Source organism: Roseobacter sp. N2S, from assembly GCF_031454055.1.
Lineage (GTDB): Bacteria > Pseudomonadota > Alphaproteobacteria > Rhodobacterales > Rhodobacteraceae > Amylibacter.
In genome coordinates this window covers 75507-98679 of sequence record NZ_JAVDQB010000008.1, presented here as the reverse complement: position 1 = coordinate 98679, position 23173 = coordinate 75507, and the positions used below count along the sequence as shown (strand labels likewise).

Sequence of the window (23173 nt, the reverse complement as noted above, 5' to 3'; positions counted from 1 at the left end):
TCCCTGATCAGGCAGCCGCTTGGTCGGCGGTTCGCGCCCCAAGACGATAGAATTCCTGCGCCGCAGCAACGCCAGAGCCCAGTTTCACATCCAAGCCCAGATCGACCATCACCATTTCGGCAACACTTAACCCTGACAACATCATCGCGTCCGTTAACATGCCCAAATGACCGATGCGGAACAGTTTTCCCGCAACCTCGCCCAAGCCAACGCCAAAGGCCATGCCATAATCCCGCGCAGCCACATTAACGATATCCGTCGCGTTGAACCCTTCGGGCGTGCAAATCGCCGACACTGAATTGGAATACAGATCAGGCGATGCCGCACAAAGCTGCAAACCCCAAGCATCGACCGCTTTGCGCACGCCTGTTGCGATCCGTGCGTGGCGGGCAAAAACGTTGTCCAGACCTTCGTCTTCAAGCATTTGTAGGGACAGCTTCAACCCGTTCATCAGACCCACAGGCGGCGTATAGGGAAAGGCGTTATTGGCATAGCCTTTGGCCATATCCCCCAGATCAAAAAACGTGCGCGGCAAGCTAGCTTTGGCGCAAGCGGCCATCGCGTTGGCGCTGACACCGACTATGGCCAGCCCTGCGGGAAGCATGAATCCTTTTTGCGATCCGGTAACCGCAATATCCACGCCCCAATCGTCCATACGGAAATCCATTGACCCGATGGAACTGACCCCGTCCACGAACAGCATGGCCGGATGCCCCGCGGCATCAAGCGCACGGCGTACGGCGGCAATATCGGATTTCACACCCGTGGCAGTTTCATTATGCGTGGCCAGTACGACCTTAATTTCATGGGATTTATCGGCCCGCAGGATTTCTTCGTACTTGTCAGCAGGCAAGCCTTGCCCCCAAGGGGTTTCCACCACTTGCACGTCCAGCCCATGGCGTTGGCACATATCAATCCAGCGGTGGCTGAACATACCGTTGCGGGCTGCCAGCACCTTATCCCCCGCTGACAACGTATTGGTCAGCGCGGTTTCCCAGCCCCCCGTTCCCGTCGACGGAAAGATAAAAACCTTGGCGGTTTCAGATTTCAAAACCCGCCGCACACCGTCCAGACAGGGGTGCAAAATATCCCCAAACACAGGCGAGCGGTGGTCAATGGTGGGCATGTAGCAGGCCAGACGAATGGATTCGGGCATATTGGTCGGGCCGGGAATAAAGACAGGGTTTTGAAAACTCATCGTTTCCTCCATCAAAATGTTTCCCAGCCACCTTATGCCTCCCGCCCCCATTCCACAATTTTTTTGAAATCATTTTTCAAAAACACCGATCTCAAATTTATTATTTATTGTCAAATGGTTACATTTTTCATATTATGAAATCATATTTCAGTTTGAATAAGGAAGATTTGATGGCTTTCCAAGACAATGACGATAAAGCGGATCGAAAACAGCGGGGGCGGCCCCGTGCCTTTCATGAAAAGACCGAACAGAACACCATCAAATCGCTGGACCGCGCTCTTGTGGTTCTGGCCGAAGTCGCCCGCGCCGAAGGTATTACGCTCAGCGCGCTGGCCCAGCGCTTGGGGGAATCTCCTGCCACGATCTACCGCGTTTTGACGACCCTTGCGTTGCACCAGATTGTTGAAAGCAATGACAGCGCGCAGACTTGGCATATCGGGGCGGGGGCCTTCCTGATCGGCTCGGCGTTTTTACGGCGCACCAGCCTTGTGGAAACCAGCCGTCCGATCCTGCGCGACCTGATGGAAACAACGGGGGAAACCGCCAATCTGGGGGTGGAAAAAGACGGTCATGTGCTGTTTCTGGGTCAGGTGGAAACCCATGCCCCGATCCGCGCGTTTTTCCCACCGGGCACGCTGTCACCGCTACATGCTTCGGGGATCGGAAAGGTGTTGCTGGCCTATTTTGACGCCCCCAGATTGCACCGGTTCGGGACGGCTGGACTGGCGCGTTTTACCCCACACACTTTGGCCGACATGGCGGATTTACAGGCGGATCTGGCACAGATCAGAACCCGCGGCTATTCGGTGGATGATCAGGAACGCAACATCGGTATGCGCTGTATCGCGGCCCCGATCCGCAATGCACTTGGCGAAGTGATCGCAGGGATTTCCGTGTCAGGCCCTACCAGCCGCATTGCGCCTGATGAGGTGGCAAAACTGGCGACAGCCGTGATTTCAGCCGCCGCCCGCGTTTCAGAAGCATTGGGGGCCAGCCCCCAGAATGCCCCCGATTAACCCAATTTCATGTGACGGTTCACGTCTTTGTACAACAGATAACGGAACGGCCCCGGCCCGCCTGCATAACAGGCCTGCGGGCAGAATGCGCGTAACCACATGTAATCGCCAGCTTCTACCTCGACCCAATCCTGGTTCAGACGATAAACCGCCTTGCCTTCCAGCACATACAGCCCGTGTTCCATTACATGTGTCTCGCAAAACGGGATCACGCCGCCCGGTTGCAGGGTCACAATCGTCACATGCATGTCGTGGCGCAGGTCGGTGGGGTCCACAAACCGCGTCGTCGCCCAAACGCCATCCGTATCTGGCATCACGTTGGCGGCCACGTCTTTTTCGTTGGCAATAATCGGGTCGGGATGATCCAGACCGTCCACTGCCTCATAGGATTTGCGCACCCAATGGAACCGCGTTACTGCGTCCCCGTTGTTTTTCAACGTCCACTTCAGACCCGCAGGCAAATAGGCATAACCGCCTTCTTCCAGCCTGTAAGTTTCACCGTTGAAGGAGAGATCAAACGATCCCTCAACCACGAACAAAACGCCCTGCGCCTGTGGGTCCAGCTCCGGCCGCTCGGATCCACCGCCCGGTTGGACTTCCATGATATATTGCGAAAAGGTTTCGGCAAATCCGCTGAGCGGACGGGCAATCACCCAAAGCCGTGTTTCATCCCAAAAGGGCAGGAAACTGGTCACAATATCGCGCATCGTGCCTTTGGGAATAACCGCGTAAGCATCTGTAAATACCGCCCGATCCGACAAAAGCTGGGTCTGGTCAGGGTGGCCGCCACTGGGGGCAAAATACGTCGATTTATTCATCAAACTCTCCGATACAGAAATGCGCCTAAGGTCGCTGGTGCCGTTTTACCCCAAAGTCGCGCGTTTCACAGCTTTAGGGAAGCGCATGAATACCTGAAAGATCATTCGGGATTTTTTGATAGTGCGCGGCGGCTTTTTACCTGGTTACGAAAAATGCCGGCTTGTTTCCAAACCGGCATTCCAATTTTCAGCGATTACGGGCGTTCGATCAGCCTTCGGTTGACGGTGTCAGCAGTGGCGTGATCCGGCGCACCGCAGCGCGGCGGTTGGCCTGTTCTGCGCTATCGGTTGGCACCCGTAGATTGCTTTCGCCATAGCCCTGGATCACCAGATTTTGCGCTGGCACATTAAAGTATTCGGTCAAAGCCAAGGCCACGGATTCCGCACGACGGTCCGACAGCGCAAGGTTCGATGTGGCCGAACCAACAGCGTCAGTGTGGCCCTCAATCAGAAACACCTCAGCCGGATTTTCTTCAATCAAATCAGCTATGGCTGTCCCCACAGTGGCCAGACTTTGCGCCTGATCTGCCTCGATGATGGCGGAACCCGTTGCGAATGTAATCGCGCTGAGTTCAATCACCGGCATCAATTCACGCACCGCCCGTATCTGGCGGATTTGTTGCAGGGAAAAGGTGCGATCCACATCCCCGTTGCGCGTTGACATCAAAGCCGTGCGCAAATCCGCATCGCTTAGCGCATCAGAGGCGTAGGAATATTCCTCAACGCGGGGCAGATCCGCAACCCGCACAGGCACCTCGTTCACGGTGTCGTCGAACAGTTGCACGGTCTGGCCATTGGTCAGATATTGCGTCCGGTTCAGCACTTGGCCATTGGGCGCACGAACGGTGACGATCTGTGTACCATCAGCGGCCACAATGGTCTGACGGGACGACCCGTCGGCAAACGTTTCAGTTTCCACGGTAGAACCTGGCTGACGCAGCAACGCATTGTCATCCTTCAGAACGTAATAATCGCCATCGCCGCGCTGCACGACAACACGGTCGTCATCGGTTTCCACAACCTTGTCCCGATTGTTCAAGACCGCCGCAAGAATGCCGATACCAGCCGCGCCGATCAGGAATTTCTCGAGGTTGTTCAAACCGCCATCATCACTAGACACGGCAGCCTCTTCGGCCCGCTCTTGATTGCTGGCACGACGGTTCTTTTTGGTAATCGTCTCTTTGCGCTTTTTGCCTTTGGCCCCTTTACCGTCTTTTGTCGCCGTCACTTTGCGCACGGTATTGGCGTCTTCGGTGCTGGCATCAGTGTCCGTTTGAACCGCTTCCATTTCACCTTTGTTGCGCTTTTTCTTTCTACCGTTGTCGTCGCTGTTGGCTTGGGTTGCATCCTGATCTTTGGTCATATTGACCTGATCATCGGATTTCCGCCCTTTCGTGCCGTCACTGGTCGCAACGGCATCATCGTCCTTCTTTTTCTTCTTCTGCTTGTCAGCTTCGGCCTTTACCTGTTCTTCCGTCACTTTATTGGCATTCGCCGTTGAACCGGAATTTTCAGCGGCTTTGGCCTCTTTCTTTTTCTGTTTCTTGGTTTTTGCTTCGGAGTCTGCCTTCAGTTTTGCAGCTGTATCCGCTTCCACTTGCGCAGAGGTGCCGCGCCCGTCGTTAGCCTTCACTTCGGCTTTCGCCTCTGCTTTGGCTTCCGCTTTCGCCTCTGCCTTTTTTGCGGCTTTTTTCTGCTTTTTGGTTAGATTTTCAGCGTCTTCTTTAGCTTTGTTCTTCTTTTTCAACTTCTTGGCCAAGTCTTCTGCATCAGCGTCAGTCGCTTGCGCCAGTTTTATATCAGCCGTAATTGCTGGTTTTGCTGCAGAATTTACAGTCTGGGCATAGACAATATGCGGTGAGGCCAGTGCAAAACTGAGAATAACCGCCGTTGTGCTTTTCAATTTCTGAGTGTTCATGTTCATCTCCCTAACGAGTGGATATAGGATTTAAACGCACAACTCTCGCGAATGGTTCATTTTAAATTCAAACCCAAGCGGATTGTTGCCAGTGCAAACCCGCCGCTGCCCTGCGGTTGCCTGCTAGGCGGGCCCCACCCTCCCTGTAAAAATGCCACTCTTGCATACCAATGCACGATACTTCCCTGCGCGATGTCAAAAAAGTTGGACGAAACCAAACGGGCTGCTACGGTGCTGCGCAATGGGATACCAACGGAGGAAAATAATGAACACTTTTAACTTTAAAGGCACCGCGAAAGCTGTGCTTGCGGCTGCTGTGCTGACGGGCACCACCGCCCTGCCCGGCTTTGCACAAGAGGTAACACTGCGGCTGCACCAGTTCTTGCCACCCGTTGCAACGCTGCCAAAGGCCGTAATGAAACCCTGGGGTGCCAAGATTGAGGCCGCAACAGATGGCCGTCTGAAAATCGAACATTTCGACGCCATGTCCTTGGGCGGGCGTCCCCCTGAATTGATGGACCAAGCCCAAGACGGCGTAGCAGATATTATCATGACGGTGGTGGGCTACACACCGGGACGCTTCCCCCGCACCGAAGTGTTCGAATTGCCGTTTATGATGACTGACCCGATCGCCACCTCACTGGCGTTTCAGCAGATGGTAGACGAAGATTTCCAAGCCAGCGAATATTCCAACGTCAAGGTTCTGGGCGCATGGGTCCACGGCCCGGGCTTGATCCATTCGGTCAACGGGGTGAACAAACTCGAAGACATGGAAGGCTTGAAAGTGCGCGGTCCGACCCGTATCATCAACAACCTGTTAACCGAACTGGGCGCAACTGCCGTGGGCATGCCCCTGCCTGCCATCCCCGAAGCCCTGTCCAAAAAGGTGATCGACGCCACCGTGATCCCGTGGGAGGTGACGCCTTCTATTCGTTTGACCGAGCTGGTGACCAATCACACCGAGTTTTCAGGCGATGAGGCCCTGTACACAGCCGCGATCATCATGGTGATGAACAAAGCGAAATACGAGAGCCTGCCAGACGATCTACGTGCCGCCCTTGATGCTGAAAGCGGCCCAGCGCTCAGCAAAATGGCCGCCTTTGAAATGGAAGCTGCCGATGCACCGGGCCGTAAAATTGCCGAGGACAAAGGCAATACAATCACCGTTCTGGATGCTGCCGAGGTTGCCCGCTGGAAAGAAGCCTCAGAGCCTGTCATCGCCGCTTGGATCGAAGACATGAAAGGCCGTGGTATTGATGGCGAGGCGTTGATCGCCCGCGCCAAAGAACTGATCGCCGCTAACGAAGGTAAGTAATCCAAACGGGGGGCCACTGGTCCTGCGCAAGCCCTGCTTGCGGCCCCCCGACACACCTTCCAGCGCGGAGTCCCATTCCCTATATGTATGCATTTCTTGATAAAACCGCTGGTTTTTTGGCCCGCACCACGGCTTTGATCGGCGGCATCGTGTTGCTTTTACTAGTGGCGATGACCTGTCTTAGTATCACCGGGCGGTCCCTGTCTTTCATCGGGTTAAACCAGATCAAAGGCGATTTTGAACTGATGGAACTGGGGGTCGGCTTTGTCATCTTCAGCTTTCTACCTTGGGCGCAATACAGTGGCGGCCATGCCCGTGTGGATCTGTTTGCCACGGTGATGCCCTTGTGGATGAACCGTCTGGCTGACGTGGCTTCGGACCTGTTGCTTCTGGCAATCGCAGTGATCGTTGGCTGGCGGCTCTGGCTTGGGATGCTTGATAAGAAATCCTACGGCGAGACCACATTCATCCTGCAATGGCCGGTTTGGGAGGCCTATCTTTCAGGCCTGCTGGGCATGTCAGTTTTTGTCATCGTGGCCCTGTTCTGTACCCTGCGCAGCACGCGGTCCCTACTTGGGGGCACCCCGTGAGCAATATCGAAATTGGCCTTTGGTCCTTCCCCGTTCTGTTGGTTCTGTTGTTTCTGCGCGTGCCCATCGGCCCCGCCATGGCGCTGATCGGATTTGGCGGCACGTGGCTGGTGATAGGCACACCGATGATGACCCTATCCCAACTTAAAAACCTGACCTTTGGCACATTCGCCAATTATTCCCTGTCGATTATCCCGCTGTTCCTGCTGATGGGCCAGTTTGCAACCATCAGCGGCATGTCCCGCGGCCTGTTCAAAGCAGCCGAGGCGTGGCTGGGTCACCTGAAAGGCGGCATCGCAATGGCCGCTGTGGGGGCCTGCGCGGGGTTCGGTTCCATCTGCGGATCATCACTGGCTACGGCGGCAACCATGGGCCAAGTGGCCCTGCCAGAACTGCGCCGTTATGGATATTCCGGTCGGCTGGCCACAGGCGCTTTGGCGGCGGGTGGCACCCTTGGCATCCTGATCCCGCCTTCTGTGGTGCTGGTGATTTATGCCATCCTGACCGAACAAAACATCGCCAAACTGTTTGTCGCCGCTATGATTCCGGGCCTGCTTGCGGCCTTTGGCTATATGGTTACGATTGCAATTATGGTGCGCATCCAAGACGGCGGTGGACAGGTCTTGGACCGCCAACCGATCCTTGCACGGTTCAAGGCGTTGATCGCGGTCTGGCCCGTGTTAACCATCTTTCTGGTGGTGGTCGGCGGTATCTACCTTGGGGTTTTCACCCCGACCGAGGCCGCAGCCATCGGCGCCGCAGGCACTGCTATTGTGGCCTTGGTATCGGGGCAACTGGGCTGGACCAACACCGCCGAGGCGATCTTGGGCACCGCAAAATCCACGGGTATGATCTTTATGATCATTCTGGGGGCAAGCCTGTTCAACAACTTTCTGGCCCTGACCCAACTGCCCCAAAACACCGCACAATGGGTCGGCGCACAAGGCTTCAGCCCATGGTTTGTACTGGCCGTGGTGCTGGTGCTGTATCTGGTGTTCGGCTGCATCATGGATAGCCTGTCGATGATCCTTTTGACCGTGCCAATCTTCTATCCGATTATGGCGGGGCTGGATTTCGGCATGGCGCCCGACGATTTCGGCCTTTGGTTCGGCATTCTGGTTCTGATTGTGGTCGAGGTCGGATTGATCACGCCCCCTGTCGGGATGAATCTGTTCATTATCAACGCGCTGGCCAAAGACACCCCCATAAGCGAGACCTTTCGCGGCACCCTGCCCTTCGTCATCGCTGATCTGGTGCGTGTGGTGATCCTGACCCTGCTTCCCGCCCTGACGCTGGGTCTGGTCTGGGCAATTTACTAACACTAAAGCGGCCTGTTTTAAGGCCGCTTTAGCCCGTTACCCCACACAATGGGCGCGGAAAAATGCAGCCGTTTCTTTAGCTTGCAGATCAACAGGCACAGATACCCCCGCGACAGATGTAATGGCATCAGCCCGCTCTTGCTCGGTCAGGAATTTACCACGGAAAATATCCCATAGATCACGCAGATGGGCGGCTGAATATTCGGGATGGAACTGCACCGAAGCGGCAGGAAAATCATACTCCAGCGCGGCAATCGGACAATAGGGCGCGGTAGCTGTAACGGCAGCCTGCGGCGGCGCGATCACCACCTGATCCTGATGCCAAACATGGGCGTCAATCATCGCGCCTTTCAAGGTGAACTGCCGCGCACCGACAATATTTCCAGCCTTTGCCTTTTCCGCCTTGCCACCAAAAGTGTCAGCCATGATCTGATGCCCAAAGCAAATACCAAAGATCGGTTTTCGGGCAGATTTGCACGCCAGTAAAAACTGGCGCAACGGGGTCATCCACGGCGTATCATCGTAAACACCAGCTTCAGACCCGCTAATCACCACGCCGTCAAAACCACTAAGCGCTGGCAACATTGCGCCGCCCTGTGCCACATCCACGGCAAAAATTTCGGCCTCGGGCAAGGCGGGGGCAAGCCAGTCATGGATCAACTGTCCCACACGCGGTTGGCCGGACATGTCCGGTTCAGGATGGGACGTCAGATCAAGAACAGCTATTTTCACAACGCACCCACAGGATCAATTCTAGCGATTTCACCAGCGGTAATGCCGCCGGGTTTGAAAGACAATCCCTGAAAACCCCACCTTTCAGAACTATGGTACAGCCGAATCCGCCCCGCGTGAAAAATGCTTCTTTCAGGATAACATCATGATGGGGTTGTTCTTTTTCGGCGAAGGGGATTGTATGCACCCAAGCCCAGCTTCGATAAACAGGTCCGGTAATGCACAATTACACGCTCAAACAACTCCGCTATGTGGATGCCGCGGGCCGGCTTGGGTCCATCGCAATGGCAGCCGAAGATCTGGCCATCTCGCAATCCTCAATCTCGGCCGCGATTGACGCCTGCGAACGGGAAGTGGGCTATGACATCTTCGTGCGCACCCCTGCAAAAGGCGTGAAACCAACCGCACTCGGCTATGATGTGCTCAAAGCGATTAGGCGGTTTTTAGAGCAGGGCCGCCATTTCGAATCTGAAATCCAATCCATCGACGGGCAGACCACAGGGGCCGTGCGCATCGGCTGCTACGCAACCGCCGCGCCGTCTTTTTTACCTTTAATCCTGAAAAGTTTTTCGGAACAGCACCCCGGAATTTCCATTATCCTGCTCGAAGGAAACATGGACGCCGCCGTAAAATTCCTGAACGAAGGCGATGTGGATCTGGTGTTTTCTTATGATGAAACCGTGGAAAGCGGCCAAGGGTTTGTACCCCTTTTTCCAGCACCGCCTTATGCGCTGCTGCCTTCGGATCACCCGCTGACGACCCAAACCCACGTCACATTTGAACAATTATGCACCCTTCCGATGGTCATGCTCGACCTGCCGCGCACCCGTGCCTATTTCGGGAATATGTTCACAAAACTGGGACTGACGCCAAATATTGTCCACTCCACCCGCTCTTCTGAAATTGTGCGTGCGCTGGTGTCCGGTGGCTTTGGATTTTCCATTTTGAACATACGCCCGCCTGAATATGTGGGCGCCAATCTGCCGTTCACAATTCTGCCGATCAAAGACAAAGTTGACATCCCGGTTTTTGGCATCATCACCAGTGATGTGAACCGCCGCCCCCGCATTGTCAGCGAATTTATCGACCACTGCGTTGCCCTGCGCGAAGCGCGGGTTTTCGACGATCTGGCTGTAACATAACCCGCCAAAGCAATGGCACTTTAGGCGGCTCCTCTTATCGGCCCATCCTGGGTACAAACTCCATTCCTCAACAAAATAGTGTTTAGACCCTCTAACAAAATGTTTTCTGGCTCAAAGTTGCTAGGCTAGGCTTGGTTAATAATAAAAAAAGAATCAACCAACCGGAGGTACTACCCTGTGAGAATTCTATTTAAGGGCCTGATGACGGCTACCGTTTTGGCCTCGATGCTCGCCACTGGCGCGCAATCCGAAGAGCTGAAACGCGGCGGTACATTGGTCACTGTCCTAGGCACCAACGTCCGCAATCTGAACTCTGCCGTGCAATCGGGCATCGTGACCGGCTTTCCCGGCGCGCAATTGTTTGCATCCCCCCTGCGCTATGACGAAGACTGGACCCCACAACCCTATCTGGCCGAAAGCTGGGAGGTGTCCGACGACGGATTAAAAGTGACGCTGCACCTTGTTCACAACGCTAAATTCCATGACGGCGTGCCAATCACGTCCAAAGACGTGGCGTTTTCGGTTGATGTGATCAAGGCGAACCACCCCTTCAAAGCCATGTTTGCGCCAGTTGAATCTGTTGACACCCCCGATGACTACACCGCGATCCTGAACCTTAGCCAACCGCACCCGGCCTTGATGTTGGCCATGTCGGGGCAGTTGATGTCGATCATCCCCCAACATATCTACGGCGATGTGCCCATCGAAGAGGTAAAGACCCATCCCCGTAACAACAAAGATGTTGTCGGCTCCGGCCCGTTCAAATTGGCCGAATTTGTCAGCGGTCAGCATGTTATTCTGGAACGTTTTGACGATTTCTTTATCGAAGGTCGCCCCTATCTTGATAAAATCGTCATGCGGATCATCCCTGATCCCGCAGCGCGTGCCATCGCCTATGAAAATGGCGAAGTGCAAATGGGTGCTTTTGAATTGCTGCCACGCATTATCAACCGCTTGAAAAAAGTGGATAATCTGACAGTTACACCTGAAGGTTACGGCGGTGTCGGCCCGCTTGACTGGTTGGCGATGAACACCCAGCGCGGCCCGCTGAAAGATGTGCGTGTGCGCAAGGCGATTGCCTATGCGGTGGATAAAAACTTCATCCTCAAGGCTTTGATGCAGGGCACGGCAGTTGAATCCAAAACCGGCATCCATCCGGACAGCCCGTTTTATAAGGACGACGTTGAAAACTACGCGGTTGATCTGGACAAGGCGAACGCCCTGTTGGATGAGGCTGGTTTCCCGATGAACGGGGACAGCCGTTTCAGCCTGACCATTGATTTTGGCTGGGCCGATGTCAAACCGCAGGTTGAATATGTCAAAGCCGCGCTTAAAAAAGTGGGCATTGATGTTCAAGTGCGCGCCAGTGCGGATTTCCCCACCTGGGCGAAACGTATGGGCGACATGGACTTCGACATGTCTTGGGACTCTGTGTTCAACTGGGGCGATCCTGTGATCGGCGTTCAGCGTACCTACATTTCAACCAACATCGGCAAAGGCGTTTGGTCCAACACGCAAGGCTATTCCAATGCCCGCGTTGATGAACTGCTGGAACTGGCGGCAGTCGAAACCGATGCTGAGAAACGCAAAGCGCTCTATGCGGAATTCCAGACCATCATTGCCGATGAACTGCCCGTTTATCACATCAATGCGCTGCCGTATCACACGGTTTATAACGACAAAGTGGGCAACCCACCTTTGGGAATTTGGGGCACTTCTACCCCGATCGACATGACTTACCTCAAAGACTAGTCATCCTGCGCGGCAGGCCTTCGGGCTTGCCGCTTCCCCGACCCTCTTTAGAAGAAGAACGCTTGTGGCTTTCCTCCAATCCTTCCTTATCCGTACAATTTATGCCGTGATCTTGCTGGCTGCTGTGCTGGTCCTTAACTTTTCAATGATGCACCTTGCCCCCGGTGATGTGGCTGACACGATCAGCCAGTCAATGGGCGGCGCGGATCAAGCCGTGCTGGATCAAATCCGCGCGGATTACGGGCTGGATCAGCCGTTTCTGGTACAGCTTGGCCGCTATATGGGGAATGTCGCGCAGTTTAATCTGGGATATTCCTTCTTTTACAACGCGCCCGTGACCGAACTGATTTTGCAACGCCTGCCTGCGACCCTGTTGCTGGTTTTCGTTGCACAAATCCTTGCTCTGGGGATCGGCGTGATCCTTGGGGTGATTTCGGCGCGCAAACCGAACGGAATTGCCAGCCATTTCGTCACCATGCTGGCACTGTTTGGTTATTCAGCGCCTGTGTTCTGGACTGGCATCCTGCTGCTGATCGCCTTTTCCCTGAAAATTCAATGGTTCCCCGTGGCAGGCATGCAAGATGTCACAATTGAGGGCGGCTTTTTTGTTCATGCGCTTGATATTGCCAAACACCTTGTCCTGCCTGTGATCACCCTTGGGTCAATTTTTCTGGCGCTGTATTCCCGCCTGTCCCGCGCCACCATGATGGAAGTCTTGGGATCTGATTATGTCCGCACCGCCAAGGCCAAAGGACTTAGCGAGCGGGAAGTTGTTTACAAACACGCTTTGAAAAACTCCCTCTCTCCAGTCATTACTTTGGCTGGCCTGCAATTTTCGGCCGTTATTTCCGGCGCGGTTCTGGTTGAGGCAGTGTTTTCCTGGCCGGGTCTAGGAACACTCGCCTTTCAATCCATCATCGCACGGGACACGCCAACCATCCTTGGCATCCTGTTTTTTTCAGCGCTTGTGGTGATCGTTGGCAATTTGCTGACCGATCTGGCCCTGCGCTTTGTTGATCCCCGTGTAGGAGGCAAACGATGACCGACGCACCGATTATTCCCACCGAAGAAATCCCACAGGCCCGCCATCCCTTTGCCGAGGCTTGGGAAATGTTCCGCCGCAACCATGCAGCTATGGTGGCGCTGGTGGTGCTGACTTTGATCGTTCTTGGCGCTATCTTTGGTCCATGGCTGTATCCTGTTGATCCGTTTGATATGGTCTGGGCACCGTTTTCCCCGCCCGGTGTAGACGGCTTTCTGCTGGGCACCGATTATCTGGGCCGTGATCTGTTATCTGCCCTTATCAACGGGGCGCGGGTATCTATCGTTATCGGTCTGGCCGCGGCGGTTGTATCCGTGGTGATTGGCGTCACCGTCGGCGCATTGGCAGGGTTTTACCGCGGATGGGTTGAAGAATTGTTAATGCGGATCACAGAATTTTTCCAAGTTCTGCCTACCCTATTGTTTTCCATGGTTATTGTAGCACTTTTCGGGGCTTCATTACCGATGATCACCTTCGCCATCGGCGTGGTCAGTTGGACAGCCGTGGCCCGCATCACACGTTCTGAATTCCTGCGCATCCGCGAGTTGGAATATGTTACCGCATCGCGCGCATCGGGGGCCAAAAACGGCAAACTGATGTTCCGCGTGATCTTGCCCAACGCCCTGCCCCCGATCATCGTGCAAGCCGCCCTTATGGTCGGCTCCGCCATCCTGTTCGAGGCAGGCCTGTCCTTTCTTGGCCTCACCGACCCGAATGTGGTGTCCTGGGGACAGGTTATCGGTTCAAACCGGCAGTATATTCTGGATGCTTCATACACCGTCACCATTCCCGGCCTCGCTATTTTCATCACCGTCCTGTGCATTTCGCTGGTGGGTGACGGATTGAACGATGCGCTGAACCCAAAATTAAGGCAGCGTTAATGGAACCGCTACTCAAAGTTGAAAACCTTCGCATTGAACTGACCACCCGCGCGGGCATTGCGCCTGTGATCGACAATCTGTCCTTTGAACTTGGCGTTGGTGAAAGCATCAGTTTTGTCGGGGAAAGCGGCTGTGGAAAATCCATGACCGCCCTTGGCATCATGGGATTACTGCCCGAAAAAGTGGGCCGTATCGCTTCAGGTTCCATCACCTTTAACGGAGAGGAATTAACCACCGCATCGGAAAAACGCCTGCGCAGCATACGCGGCAACGATATTTCGATGATTTTTCAAGAGCCTATGACCTCGCTCAACCCTGTCTACACTGTGGGGGAGCAGATTGCCGAGGTGATCCGCGCCCACCAAGGCCTGTCGCGCAAAGCGGCTTGGGCGCAGGCGATTGAACTGTTGGACGCAGTGCGCATTCCTAACGCAAAGGGCCGTGTCAGCGACTATCCCTTTCAAATGTCAGGCGGGCAGCGTCAACGGGTGATGATCGCCATCGCCCTTGCCTGCGAGCCAAAAATCCTGATCGCGGATGAACCCACAACCGCCCTTGATGTGACGGTACAGGCGCAAATTTTTGACCTACTGAACGAAATGAAACGCCAGACGGGGGCATCGATTATTATGATCACCCACGACATGGGCGCCGTTGCGGAAATGGCCGAACGGATGATTGTGATGTATGCAGGGCGCAAGGCCGAGGAAGGCCCCGTTCAGCAAATAATCGAGCATCCCCGCCATCCTTACACCAAAGGGTTAATTTCCTGTGTACCCCATATTATGTCAACGATTTCAACCGAGCGGCACCCTCTGACCGAGGTACCCGGCATCGTGCCCGGCCTGATGGACTTTGGGAAAAACCGCTGCCTGTTCGCATCGCGGTGCAACAAAGTCACCCAGAAATGCGCCGATGAACGCCCGCCAGAAATGGCTTTTGACGCAGGCCAGCAGTCGGCCTGCTGGTACGCTCAGGAGGTATGAACATGACCAAAGAAATCCTTCTCGATGTGGAAAACCTCGGCGTGCGCTTTGCGGTAAAACGGGGCGGCGGATGGGGCAAAGCCTCGTATCTTTATGCGGTGGATGATGTCAGTTTTGAAATCAACCGCGGCGAAACCCTTGCTATTGTTGGGGAAAGCGGGTCGGGCAAGACCACAACAGCCCTTGCCGTGGCGCGACTGGTTGATGCCTATCAAGGCAAGGTCGATCTGGACGGCACCGATTTCCTGTCCCTTGACGACGAGGAATTGCGGCTGGCCCGCGCCAAGATGCAGTTCATCTTTCAGGACCCCTATTCCAGCCTGAACCCCCGCTTGCGCGCCGAACAGATCGTGCGCGAACCGCTGGACAGTCTTGGCACAATGGATGAGGCGGAAAAGAAAGTGATTGTGGATCGACTGTTTGGCGAAGTGGGCCTTCGCCCCGAACAGCAACGCTTGTTCCCGCACCAATTTTCAGGCGGGCAGCGCCAGCGTATCGGCATTGCCCGCGCATTGGCCACGCAACCCGATTTGATCATCTGTGACGAACCTGTTTCCGCGCTGGACGTGGCTGTTCAGGCGCAAATCCTCAACTTGCTGCGCAAATTGCAGGCCGATCTAAACCTGACTTATCTGTTCATTTCCCACGACTTAGGTGTGGTCCAACATATGTGTGACAGCATCGCCGTAATGTATATGGGCAAGATCGTTGAACACGGCACACGGCTGGACCTGTTTAACAACCCGCTGCACCCCTACACGTCTGCGCTGCTGTCTGCTGTGCCGTCGGTGGACAAAGCACGCCGCGAGGCGACTAAACGCATCCTGATCCCCGGCGATCCGCCGGATCCCGTGAACCTGCCCGCAGGCTGCCGCTTTGCCAACCGCTGCCCCGTGGCCACGGACATTTGCCGCAGCCAAGAACCCGCGCTTCGGGACGTGAAAGGCGGACACAAAGTGGCCTGTCATCTGGTCGGGTCAGACGCGGTTTCGCCGCTGCCTGTGTGACGGAATCATAGCCACACTTCCTTAACGTTTCATGAAACGCGCCGTGCTGGCCCGCTGCATCAGTTGCAACGGCACATCCTGACGGATGGTTTCGGGCTGATCTCCCGAAATCAGCCGCACGATCAACGCTGCGGCTTGTACACCTATGGTTCGGGCCGGAATCCGCACTGTACTAAGCGCAGGTTCCATTTCTTTGGAGCCTTTGAAATCCCCGATGCCTACCACCGACAGCCCGTCTGGCACCGCGACACCTGCCTTTTGCGCAGCAAAGATACAGCCCTGTGCGATAACATCATTACCGCAAAGCAAGGCCGTTGGCACCTGATCCTGCGTCAGCAAATCCGCACAAACCGCCTTGGCCTGCGCCACACTATAAGGAGACACCCGCTGCCATTCCAGCGGCACGGTAACACCTTCATTTTGAAGCGTAAATTTTGCACCTTCCATTCGATCACGGGATCTGTCGTTGCCGGCCATATCCGGAAAAACCAGACCGATTTTACGGTGCCCAAGGCCCAACAAATGCCCTGCCGCCATCTGCCCTGCGCGAAAGTTCTGCGCCCCGACGCAAGACACCCGCGCGGCTGCGTCATAGTTCCAGATAGCGATCACAGGCAGTTCCTGTTGTTCCATCAACAGATAGGTTTCCTCGGAGTGATCCAAGCCGATAAGCGCAACCCCGTCCACCCGATGTTCCAGCAGTTTGCGCACCACCGCATACTCCCGTTCCAGATCATAGCCGTGACTGGTCATAAGAATTGTGAACCCCTCGGACTCCAACTCTTCCGAAAACGACTGCACCAGTTCGGCAAAGATCGCGTGGTCAATTGTGGGCACCACCAACCCCACCGTGCCACTGCGCCGCCCGTGCATGGATTGGGCCGCCCGATTGCGAATATAGCCCAGTCGCCGCACTGCCCGATCAATCTTTTTCCGAGTCGCAGGATTGACCAGTTCAGGGTGGTTAAAGCTGCGCGACACCGTCGAGGCCGAGACCTTTGCCGCCCGTGCCACCGCCACAATATCCGCCTTACCTCCTTGTTTCAAAACCATTATCCAGCCAACTCCAGCCATTTTATGAAAACATTTGCAATACTATTTTCATCCCCTACCCTGAGAAGTCAAGAATTGCTTGGGAGGGCAAGGCGGCAATGGAGTTCATCTATTATTTTGGTGATGTGTTCACGCCTATCAATTTCGGCCTGCTGCTGATTGGTACAATTGGCGGGCTCATTTTGGGGGCAACACCGGGATTATCCCCCACGATGGCAGTGGCCTTGCTGATCCCGTTTACCTTTCAACTAGAAGCCGCACAGGGGCTGATCCTGCTGGGCGCGGCTTATACATCAACCGTGGCGGGTGGGGCTGTCAGTGCCATCCTGCTGAAAATTCCAGGTGCCCCGGCCAATATCGCCACCACGCTGGACGGGCATACCATGGCGCAAAAGGGTCAGGGGGCAAAGGCGCTGCAACTGTCCTTTCTCGCCTCTGCGGTGGGCGGTGTTTTCGGAGTTTTACTGCTGATTTTCCTGACGCCAGTCCTGTCACAATGGGCCCTGGCGTTCGGTCCGTCCCACCTGTTCTGGCTGGCGATTTTGGGGGTGACGGTGATCGGCTCGCTTGACAGTAAATCTGTGGTTAAGGGGCTGCTTTCGGGCTGTATCGGGCTGTGGCTGGCCACCATCGGGTTTGACGATATTATGGGGGCGCAGCGGTTCATCTTTCATCCAGCCCTTGGTGGCGGCATCAATATTATCGCAGCCCTAATCGGTCTGTTTGCCATTCCACAAGTCATCACCATGTTCGCCAAAGGCCGTCAAAGCCAGGAAATGGATGTAATCGAGATCGAAAAACACTCCATTCTTGATGCTATACGTGAGGTAATCAACCGCAGTCGCGCCCTGACCATCGGCACCATCACAGGGTCCATTGTCGGGCTGATCCCCGGTGTAGGCGGGCAGATTGCGGGGCTGGTGGCTTATGATCAATCCAAGAAATTCTCGCCCGAAAGCGAAAAATTCGGCACAGGACATTCCGAAGGCATTATCGCCGCCGAGGCAGCCAACAACGCCATGGTCGGCCCGTCCTTGGTGCCACTGTTAACCCTGTCAATCCCCGGATCACCGACCGCCGCAGTGCTGCTGGGCGGCTTGCTAATCCACGGGATTTTTCCGGGCGCCGATTTGTTTGACAATCACCCCGATGTGGCTTGGACCTTTATAAACTCCATGCTGATCGGGCAGATTCTTATGTGTGTCTTCGGGCTATATGTTGCCAGCTTCGCCGCCAAAGTCGCCAAGGTTCCGCAGGCCGTTATGGCAGCCGTGGTGCTGGGGCTTGCGGTCTTTGGGTCTTATTCGGTGCAGTCTTCTATGGGCGATGTCTATGTGATGGCAGCCCTTGGGGTGATGATGTATTTTCTGGAACGCTACGGATTTTCCGCCGCGCCTTTGGTGCTGGGTCTGATCCTTGGCCCGATCGCCGAAGCGAACTTTATTCAAGGCAATATGATCGCCGCCGCCACAAACGGCACCCTGCCCTATTTCTTTACCGGCGGGTTGAACCTGTTTCTGATCGCCATCGTCGTCGCCTCAATCGCCTATTCCGCTTGGATGGAATTGCGCATGCGTCCTGTAAATACTCCTGCGAAAGTTACCCCATGAACAGCACCTTCAGCCGCATCCAGCACATCGCACCCACAGGGATCATCGCCGCTGTCGGCCTGTGGATTTGCTATCTCAGCTTCACCCAACAACCCGCCGAGGCGTTCTTATTCCCGCGCCTGATTTCCAGCGTTTTTGTGGTGCTGGCCCTTTGGACCTTTGCAAAGGCTGTGATGGGCTTGTCTAAAACCGGCAGCGGCCTGTCTGCCAGTATGGTTAAAAATCTCGCCCCTGGCCTGATTGTCTCGCTGGTATATGTGTTCTGGGCGGCCAAGGGGCTTGGCTTTTACACTGCTACATCCATCGCCTTTTTCATACTTTTGTCCCTTTATGATCCCGCATCCCACCGCGAGATCAAATCTTGGGTCAAACGCGCCATTATCACGGCCTGCTTTATGGCCGTGATTTACGGTCTCTTTGCAAAATTGCTGAAAGTTTACACACCGCGAGAGATTTTTTTCTGACCGTTGGTTAACGGCAGGTCACACTTTGGGAGGACGAAACATGAAAAAACTACTAGCAAGCGCGGCCATAGCCTTGGCCGCATTAGCACAGACAGCACAGGCTCAGAATTACCCGGAACGCCCTATCATGATGATGGTCAGCTACGGCGCGGGCGGGGCCACTGATTTTCAGGCCCGCATTGTCACAATGACCGCCGGAAACGAGGATTCGCTTGGCATGCCCATCGCCATCCTGAACAAACCGGGTGCAGGCGGGCGCGTTGGCTGGAACTGGCTGGCCACACAGGCCGACACTGACGGCTATACCCTTGGGGCGTATAATATTCCCCATTTCATCGCCCAATCCATCAAAGGCGGCGTGCAATATTCCGCAGACAGTTTTGAACCGATCGCAAACTGGGGGGCAGACCCTGCGGTGTTTATCGTCGGCAAAGACAGCGCGTTTAATTCCATGGCGGATGTCATTGCCTTTGCAAAAGAAAACCCCGGAAAACTGACGTTTTCGGGTGCGGGGCTGTTTGTAGGCCACCACATCGCGGCCTTGCAGATCGAAAAGGCCGCTGGCGTGAAAATGGCGTATATCCCCACCAAAGGAGGCGGCGCAGCGGCGATGAAAGCGGTGATTGCGGGGGATGTTCTGGGCGGGGTGAACAACCTGTCCGATGCCTACCGCGCGGCGGCGGCGGGGAATGTGAAAATCCTCGGCGTGGCAGACCTTGAACGCAACGCATTCCTGCCAGACGTACCAACTCTGCTGGAACAAGGGCTGGATGTGGATAATTCCTCGGTCAACTTTCGCGGTATCATGGTGCCCAAAGGCACGCCCCAAGACGTGATTGATATTCTCGCCGAAAAAATCCCCGCCGCCTTTGCCAGCAAGCAAGTGGCCTCAAAAATGGAAGCAGGCGGTTCCCCCATGCACATTATGAACCGTGACGAGGTGAAAGCCATGTGGGCCGCCCGCGAAAAAACCCTCAAAGAGCTGCTTGCAGGTCTCTAACCCTTCTGGCGGGGCCGCATCCGTGGCCCCGCTGCCAACAACAGGAAAAAACACATGACCGTTCAGGATGATCTGATTGCCGTAGATTTGGTAATGGCCCGCGCCCGCGCGGCCCAAACCAGATACGAAACCGATGCCACGCAGCTCCGCTATGACCGCGCGGCGCAGGCGGCAGGATGGGCGATTATGCAGCCTGAACACAACCGCGCGCTTGCCGAACTGTCTGTGCAAACCACGGGGCTGGGCAATGTGGCCGATAAAATCACCAAAAACCACCGTAAAACGCTGGGGCTGATGCGCGATATTGCGGCGGCAAAAACATGGGGCGTTGTGGCAGATGACCCCGCCACTGGCATCACCGAAATCGCCCGCCCCGTAGGGGTTGTGGGCGCGGTTGTGCCGTCAACCAATCCGGCGGCGACCCCTGCCAACAACATTATCAACGCGCTGAAAGGGGGCAATGCCATCGTCTTATCCCCCTCACCCAAAGGGGTTCCTGCCTGCGCGCTTTTGCTGGATTATATCTACGCGGAATTTGATAAAATCGGCGCGGATCGGGATTTGGTGCAAATGGTTCCCGCCCCGGGGTCCAAGGAAAAAACCCAGCGGATGCTGGAAGGATCAGACATTGTGGTGGTTACAGGATCCCAAGATAACGTGCGCCGCGCCTATAGCTGTGGCAAGCCTTCCATTGGGGTGGGGGCTGGCAATGTCACTGTAATCATTGACGAAACAGCTGATCTGGCGGCAGCGGCCAGTAAAATTGCAGCCTCTAAGACCTTTGACAACGCCACCTCCTGTTCGTCCGAAAATGAGGTGATTGTGGTTGATGCTGTCTATGACGCCTTTGTTGCAGAAATGGCCAAAACCGGCGGCGCATTGGTTCAGGATGAAGCAGCAATCATCGCGAAATTATGGCCAAACGGACACCTGAACCGCGACGTGATTGCACAAGATGCTGACAAAATGCTGGTCGCCCTCGACATGGTCGGCAAAGTCCCCGCAGACACCACCTATCTGGCCGTAGAAACCGCAGGCATCGGCCCGGACCACCCGCTGTCTGGTGAAAAGCTCAGCCGCGTTCTGGCCCTGTACCGCGCAAAAGATTTCGATGACGCCACGCGGATCGCCGGCGACATCCTGTCTTACCAAGGGGCGGGCCATTCCATCGGGCTCCATTCCAGTGACGACAGCCGCGCCCTAGCGCTGGGTCAGACGATCCCCACCTGCCGCGTGATCGTCAATCAGGCCCATTGCTTTGCCACGGGCGGTGCGTTTAACAACGGCATGCCGTTTTCCCTATCCATGGGCTGTGGCAGTTGGGGTGGCAATTCCATCGACGATAATCTGAACTGGCGACATTTCATTCAAACCACTAAAATCGTTCGGGAAATTCCAGCTGTAGAACCCGCAGTAGAAGACATATTTGCGGAATATTGGGCCGCCACGGGCGCATGATGCACCCCGCCGCCGCCCCCCAAGGAACTCTGCGCGACTGGCTGGACAAACGCGCAGAACAGGACGCCACCGCCTTTCTATTCCCCGAGGGTGAAGCAAGCCTGACTTGGCGCGATCTACGCGATCACGCCGCACGGATCGCCGCACATGTCACAGCACAAGGCATCCCGAAAGGCCAAAGCGTCGCGGTGCTACACCCCAACGGACGCGGCGCGGTTTTGGCCCTGTTCGGCCTGTTATACGGCGGGTTTCGCGCCACAATGATCAACCTTGTGGCAGGCCAAGATGCCATTGCCTATGCGCTGGACCATTGTGAGGCAAGGTTTGCCTTTGTCCACGACCAAGCCGAACCCCTGTTTGCATCCGCAGCAAAGGGTATCGAACCTCTGCAGCTGGATGGTTCTGACCCCGCAAAATTACATTCTGTTACCCCTGCCGATCACGCGCTGCTTATGTACACTTCAGGCACCACGGGGCGCCCCAAAGGGGTGGTACACACCCAGTCTAGCCTGTTGGCGGGCGGCTGGACCCCGACACTGGCCCATGGTTTAACCCCGCAGGATCGCGGCTATTGCGTCTTGCCGATTTATCACATCAACGGGCTTTGCGTATCCGTCATGGGAACGCTTGTTTCAGGCGGCTCACTTGTGATGGTGCCAAAATTCTCTGCCTCAAAATTCTGGCACCAGATTGAGGAATTCGGCGTCACTTGGTTTTCTATCGTGCCGACAATTGTATCCCATCTGTTGCACGGCGCGCAGGATATCGGCCCGAAATCACGCGGCAAGCTGCGCTTTGGGCGATCTGCTTCTTCAGCGCTGGCCCCTGAAACCCAGACCCAATTTGAAACCCGCTTTGGCGTCGCGATTGTGGAAACCATGGGGTTAACCGAAACCGCAGCGCAGATGTTGTCTAACCCGTTGCCCCCGGGCTTGCGCAAAATCGGCTCTCCCGGGGTGGCCATTGGCAATGAAGCAGCCATTTTGGATCGGGATTTTTCGGTGATCACAGACGGGCGCGAAGGCGAAATCGCTGTGCGCGGGCCGAATGTGATGCTGGAATATCTGAAAAACCCGACAGCCACCGCTGACACATTCACCGCTGACGGCTGGCTGCGCACTGGTGATCTGGGCCGACAAGACGATGACGGCTATGTGTTTGTGACGGGGCGATTGAAAGAGCTGATTATCAAAGGCGGCGAAAATATCGCACCGCGTGAAATAGATGATGCGCTTTACACCCATCCCGATGTGATCGAGGCCGCCGCTTTTGCCCGCCCCTGCCCGCAATACGGCGAGCGGGTCGAGGCCGCGGTTAAGCTCCGCGCCAATTCGGACGCGACGGTTCACGATTTATTAGCCCTTTGTGCCGCGCGGTTGGGAGCGTTCAAAAGCCCGGACACCGTCCACTTCATGGAGGAATTACCCAAAGGGCCATCGGGTAAAATCCAACGCTTAAAGCTGGCGGAGTTGACCCAACAGCTTAATGCGCCAGCCCCATAAGGCACAAAAAAGGCGGCCAATGCCGCCCTTTTCAATCCGTTACCATCAGGCCTGCGCCCGCGGTATTACATACCCAGCGCTTCTTTGTAGATTTCCAGAACCGCTTCCTCTTCGGAAATCTCGGCTGGGTCTTTCTTGCGGATGGCAACAATCTTGCGCAGGACTTTGGTGTCATAGCCACGGGATTTCGCCTCGGCCATCACTTCTTTTTGCTGCTCTGCAATGTCTTTTTTTTCGGCTTCCAGCCGCTCGAACCGCTCAATAAAGGCGCGTAATTCGCTGGCAGCAACACGGTAGGACCCTTCGCCCGGGGCAGAATTCTGTCCGAAACCTTGTGCATCATCCAAAACGTCTTCCATAGGGTGCTCCT

The 23173-nt window shown here is 55.4% G+C and carries 21 protein-coding genes; 15 read left to right on the top strand and 6 right to left on the bottom strand.

The window, feature by feature from the left end; all coding sequences use genetic code 11:
• Positions 1 to 7 precede the first annotated feature (7 nt).
• The gene (gene bhcA / locus GGE09_RS17230; protein WP_309747411.1) at positions 8 to 1198 is read right to left on the bottom strand and encodes an L-aspartate--glyoxylate aminotransferase BhcA; all 1191 of its coding nucleotides are present in this window, start codon (positions 1196 to 1198) and stop codon (positions 8 to 10) included.
• A 170-nt stretch (positions 1199 to 1368) separates the two neighbouring features.
• Between bhcA and bhcR the strand changes: the two genes are divergently transcribed.
• On the top strand, positions 1369 to 2214 hold the full coding sequence (bhcR, locus tag GGE09_RS17225) for an HTH-type transcriptional regulator BhcR (RefSeq protein ID WP_309747410.1): 846 nt from the start codon (positions 1369 to 1371) through the stop codon (positions 2212 to 2214).
• Here bhcR and GGE09_RS17220 read toward each other — a convergent pair.
• On the bottom strand, positions 2211 to 3032 hold the full coding sequence (locus tag GGE09_RS17220) for a bifunctional allantoicase/(S)-ureidoglycine aminohydrolase (RefSeq protein ID WP_309747409.1): 822 nt from the start codon (positions 3030 to 3032) through the stop codon (positions 2211 to 2213). The genes bhcR and GGE09_RS17220 overlap by 4 nt on opposite strands.
• 208 nt (positions 3033 to 3240) lie before the next feature.
• Entirely contained in the window at positions 3241 to 4950 is a 1710-nt protein-coding gene (locus GGE09_RS17215) for an OmpA family protein (protein ID WP_309747408.1), read from the bottom strand.
• A 265-nt stretch (positions 4951 to 5215) separates the two neighbouring features.
• Here GGE09_RS17215 and GGE09_RS17210 point away from each other — a divergent pair, with 265 nt between their 5' ends.
• The 3 genes from GGE09_RS17210 (at position 5216) to GGE09_RS17200 (ending at position 8174) form a co-directional block, all read left to right on the top strand.
• Positions 5216 to 6265, top strand: coding sequence for a TRAP transporter substrate-binding protein (locus GGE09_RS17210; RefSeq protein ID WP_309747407.1), 1050 nt, complete (start codon positions 5216 to 5218; stop codon positions 6263 to 6265).
• Positions 6266 to 6348: 83 nt separating this feature from the next.
• Positions 6349 to 6855: a TRAP transporter small permease gene (locus tag GGE09_RS17205; protein WP_309747406.1), complete on the top strand. Its 507-nt coding sequence runs from the start codon at positions 6349 to 6351 to the stop codon at positions 6853 to 6855.
• A complete protein-coding gene (locus GGE09_RS17200; RefSeq protein WP_309747405.1) occupies positions 6852 to 8174 on the top strand; it encodes a TRAP transporter large permease in 1323 nt (440 codons plus the stop codon). Before GGE09_RS17205 ends, GGE09_RS17200 begins: the two co-directional genes overlap by 4 nt.
• A gap of 36 nt (positions 8175 to 8210) precedes the next feature.
• Here the strand turns inward: GGE09_RS17200 and GGE09_RS17195 are convergent, their stop codons facing one another.
• A complete protein-coding gene (locus GGE09_RS17195) occupies positions 8211 to 8906 on the bottom strand; it encodes a type 1 glutamine amidotransferase (protein ID WP_309747403.1) in 696 nt (231 codons plus the stop codon).
• A 218-nt stretch (positions 8907 to 9124) separates the two neighbouring features.
• Between GGE09_RS17195 and GGE09_RS17190 the strand changes: the two genes are divergently transcribed.
• From GGE09_RS17190 to GGE09_RS17165, 6 genes are all read left to right on the top strand, one after another.
• Entirely contained in the window at positions 9125 to 10048 is a 924-nt protein-coding gene (locus GGE09_RS17190) for a LysR substrate-binding domain-containing protein (RefSeq protein WP_309747402.1), read from the top strand.
• 201 nt (positions 10049 to 10249) lie between these two features.
• Positions 10250 to 11800 carry an ABC transporter substrate-binding protein gene (locus GGE09_RS17185; protein ID WP_309747401.1) on the top strand — a complete coding sequence of 517 codons (1551 nt, stop codon included), beginning with the start codon at positions 10250 to 10252 and terminating at the stop codon, positions 11798 to 11800.
• Positions 11801 to 11864: 64 nt separating this feature from the next.
• Positions 11865 to 12842, top strand: a complete 978-nt coding sequence (locus GGE09_RS17180) for an ABC transporter permease (RefSeq protein WP_309747400.1) — start codon at positions 11865 to 11867, stop codon at positions 12840 to 12842.
• A complete protein-coding gene (locus GGE09_RS17175) occupies positions 12839 to 13723 on the top strand; it encodes an ABC transporter permease (RefSeq protein ID WP_309747399.1) in 885 nt (294 codons plus the stop codon). The genes GGE09_RS17180 and GGE09_RS17175 overlap by 4 nt, the downstream gene beginning before the upstream one ends.
• On the top strand, positions 13723 to 14709 hold the full coding sequence (locus tag GGE09_RS17170; RefSeq protein WP_309747398.1) for an ABC transporter ATP-binding protein: 987 nt from the start codon (positions 13723 to 13725) through the stop codon (positions 14707 to 14709). Before GGE09_RS17175 ends, GGE09_RS17170 begins: the two co-directional genes overlap by 1 nt.
• Positions 14710 to 14711: 2 nt before the next feature.
• Positions 14712 to 15716 carry an ABC transporter ATP-binding protein gene (locus GGE09_RS17165; RefSeq protein WP_309747397.1) on the top strand — a complete coding sequence of 335 codons (1005 nt, stop codon included), beginning with the start codon at positions 14712 to 14714 and terminating at the stop codon, positions 15714 to 15716.
• Positions 15717 to 15737: 21 nt separating this feature from the next.
• On the opposite strand, the gene GGE09_RS17160 is transcribed toward GGE09_RS17165, so the two are convergent.
• Entirely contained in the window at positions 15738 to 16769 is a 1032-nt protein-coding gene (locus tag GGE09_RS17160; RefSeq protein WP_309747396.1) for a LacI family DNA-binding transcriptional regulator, read from the bottom strand.
• Positions 16770 to 16867: 98 nt separating this feature from the next.
• Between GGE09_RS17160 and GGE09_RS17155 the strand changes: the two genes are divergently transcribed.
• The 5 genes from GGE09_RS17155 to GGE09_RS17135 are packed head-to-tail and all read left to right on the top strand — an operon-like array spanning position 16868 to position 22803.
• A complete protein-coding gene (locus GGE09_RS17155) occupies positions 16868 to 18379 on the top strand; it encodes a tripartite tricarboxylate transporter permease (RefSeq protein WP_309747395.1) in 1512 nt (503 codons plus the stop codon).
• Positions 18376 to 18843 (top strand): tripartite tricarboxylate transporter TctB family protein, encoded by a 468-nt coding sequence (locus tag GGE09_RS17150; protein ID WP_309747394.1) that lies wholly within the window; start codon positions 18376 to 18378, stop codon positions 18841 to 18843. The genes GGE09_RS17155 and GGE09_RS17150 overlap by 4 nt, the downstream gene beginning before the upstream one ends.
• A 40-nt stretch (positions 18844 to 18883) precedes the next feature.
• Entirely contained in the window at positions 18884 to 19843 is a 960-nt protein-coding gene (locus tag GGE09_RS17145; RefSeq protein WP_309747393.1) for a tripartite tricarboxylate transporter substrate binding protein, read from the top strand.
• A 54-nt stretch (positions 19844 to 19897) separates the two neighbouring features.
• Positions 19898 to 21301 carry an acylating sulfoacetaldehyde dehydrogenase gene (sauS, locus tag GGE09_RS17140; protein ID WP_309747392.1) on the top strand — a complete coding sequence of 468 codons (1404 nt, stop codon included), beginning with the start codon at positions 19898 to 19900 and terminating at the stop codon, positions 21299 to 21301.
• On the top strand, positions 21298 to 22803 hold the full coding sequence (locus tag GGE09_RS17135; RefSeq protein WP_309747391.1) for an AMP-binding protein: 1506 nt from the start codon (positions 21298 to 21300) through the stop codon (positions 22801 to 22803). Before sauS ends, GGE09_RS17135 begins: the two co-directional genes overlap by 4 nt.
• Positions 22804 to 22868: 65 nt before the next feature.
• On the opposite strand, the gene GGE09_RS17130 is transcribed toward GGE09_RS17135, so the two are convergent.
• The gene (locus GGE09_RS17130) at positions 22869 to 23162 is read right to left on the bottom strand and encodes a DUF2312 domain-containing protein (protein ID WP_309747390.1); all 294 of its coding nucleotides are present in this window, start codon (positions 23160 to 23162) and stop codon (positions 22869 to 22871) included.
• Positions 23163 to 23173: the final 11 nt, after the last annotated feature.